Origin of the sequence: Roseateles oligotrophus, assembly GCF_014204525.1 — a bacterium.
Taxonomy (GTDB): Bacteria; Pseudomonadota; Gammaproteobacteria; order Burkholderiales; family Burkholderiaceae_C; genus Paucibacter_A; species Paucibacter_A oligotrophus_A.
Map to the genome: position 1 here is coordinate 1 of NZ_JACHLP010000025.1, position 2061 is coordinate 2061.

At 58.1% G+C, this 2061-nt stretch carries 2 protein-coding genes; both read left to right on the plus strand.

Features of this window, described 5'->3' with window-relative positions:
- On the plus strand, positions 1-187 hold a 187-nt coding region (locus HNP55_RS24035), incomplete at its 5' end, for a hypothetical protein (RefSeq protein WP_221439763.1).
- Between the two features lie 88 nt (positions 188-275).
- Positions 276-1187 carry an REP-associated tyrosine transposase gene (locus tag HNP55_RS23925; protein WP_184304921.1) on the plus strand — a complete coding sequence of 304 codons (912 nt, stop codon included), beginning with the start codon at positions 276-278 and terminating at the stop codon, positions 1185-1187.
- Positions 1188-2061: the final 874 nt, after the last annotated feature.

Consider the following 2061-nt stretch of genomic DNA (forward strand, 5'->3'; position numbering starts at 1 on the left):
CTCAATGTCGCATTCGGCGAGCTGGGTACCGACGAAGTCGAAGGCGCCCATGGCCTGCTTGAGCGCGAACAGGTGTTCGGCCCGCCAGTTGCCTTTCAGGCTGGCGGCGATCTCGTCGGCGCTGGCGTGGATGCGCGAGTTCTTCAGGGCTGCCGAGCCTGTCAGAGAATTCGGGGTCAGGTCTTAAAAATATACCCCGGCAGAATTCGGAATTCGGGGTCAGGTCTTAAAAATATACCCCATCAACCCGTCTTTAGCCGTATAGTCCTCCTACCATGGCCCGCCCCCTCCGTATCGAGTTCCCTGGCGCGATCTACCACCTCACGGCGAGAGGGGATAGGCGTGAGGACATTTTTGTAGATGACAAGGATCGCGCCCTGCTGTTGACGGTGTTGGCACAGGGGATGGCGCGTTTTGATGCGGTGGTGCTGGCCTATTGCCTGATGGGCAATCACTACCACTTCGTTGTGCAAACGCGCTCAGCCAATCTGTCGCTGCTGATGCGGCATATCAACGGGGTCTATACCCAGGCCTATAACCGGCGCCATGGCAAGGTGGGGCATTTGTTCCAGGGCCGTTACAAGGCGATTTTGATTGACCGGGATGCCTATCTGCTCGAGGCCTGCCGTTATGTGGAGTTGAACCCGGTGCGGGCAGGCATGGTGGCCGGCCCGGGTGACTGGGTTTGGTCCAGCTACCGTGCGCATACGGCCGTCGTGCCTGCACCAGCCTGGCTGGACAGTTCGGGCTTGCACAGCTACCTGCTCGGGCAAGCGGAGCCGCCAACGAGCGAGGCCGAGCGGGTCAAGGCGGGTAGGAGCTATGCCCAGTGGGTGGCTGATGGCATGGGTGTGCAACTGTGGGCAGCGGGTTTGAACCGGCAAGTGTTCCTGGGTGATAACGACTTTGTGCTGCGCATGCATGATCAGGCGGATGTGCAAGCCAAGAACAGCACCGAAGTCCCGAAAGCGCAGCGCAGCCGACCGCAGACATTGGGGCAGTGGCAGAAGGTTTGTGATTCAAGAGAGGAGGCGCTGCGCTGCGCCTATGTTCATAGCGGCATTACCATGACAGCGCTGGCGGCCGAGATCGGCCTGACGGTGGCGCGGGTCAGCCAACTGATTGCCAGGGCTGAGGCGGGGAGGTTAGCGATGCTGGTGGGGGACAAGGGGGAGTCTCGCGGATAAGGGGTTTATTTTTAAGACTTGACCCCGACTTTGCGGGCAAGCCAAGGTCAGGACGCAGTGGAGCTTGTACTGCATGGTGCACAACATCGAGAAGCTGCAAAGAACGGGCTACGGGCAAACCGGGGTTCAGTAAGGCAGGCAAGAGCCTGCACAATCACTCAGGAGCCGAGCCTGCGGCGCACAAATTCAAATTCACCGATGAACCCAGAAACTCGCCTTTGCAAAGCCTCAGTCGCCCTCCGGGATGAGGGTGGCGGTGGATTTGGGGTTATTGGACAGCCTCGTTAGCCCTACGACTGATGCATATGCGTTCGATTGCCTTGGCGCTGCTTCTGCTCCTGCATCTGCACGAAGTATGGGGGTGCTCCGCTCCAATCGATGGCACACGCATGGAGCGAGACGAGCTCATTGATCGGGCGTCGGTAATCGTGTTGGTTCGGCTTCAGCGAACAGAACCAGGCGGATTTCCTGAGGACAGGAAGTACCTACTCCAGACGGTTGAATCAATAAAGGGGGCAGGTGCGCCGAGCTACTCTTTTTACTCCCATGGATCGCCGCTTTCCGACGCCGACTTTCAGTCGCACCGTCAAAGGGAGTTCTGGGAGTCGGATATCGGCCGATCCAAGTGGCCCTGCTGCATCTGTGGCCCCGACCATGCATTTCGCCGTGGTCGCATGTACCTTTTCTTCCCCGATAAGCTAGGCGCTCTCAAATCTGCTGAAGTCGTCGCGGGAGCTGCGGATCGTTGGCTCAAGTATGTTCGTGAAAGAGTTGCATACAAGGCTCTTAAGAAACACCATTCAAGTGTCTGATCTTGAATAGGTTTTTTCAGGCCGCGACGTCAGCCGTTACAAGTTTCATCCCCATCTTGTTG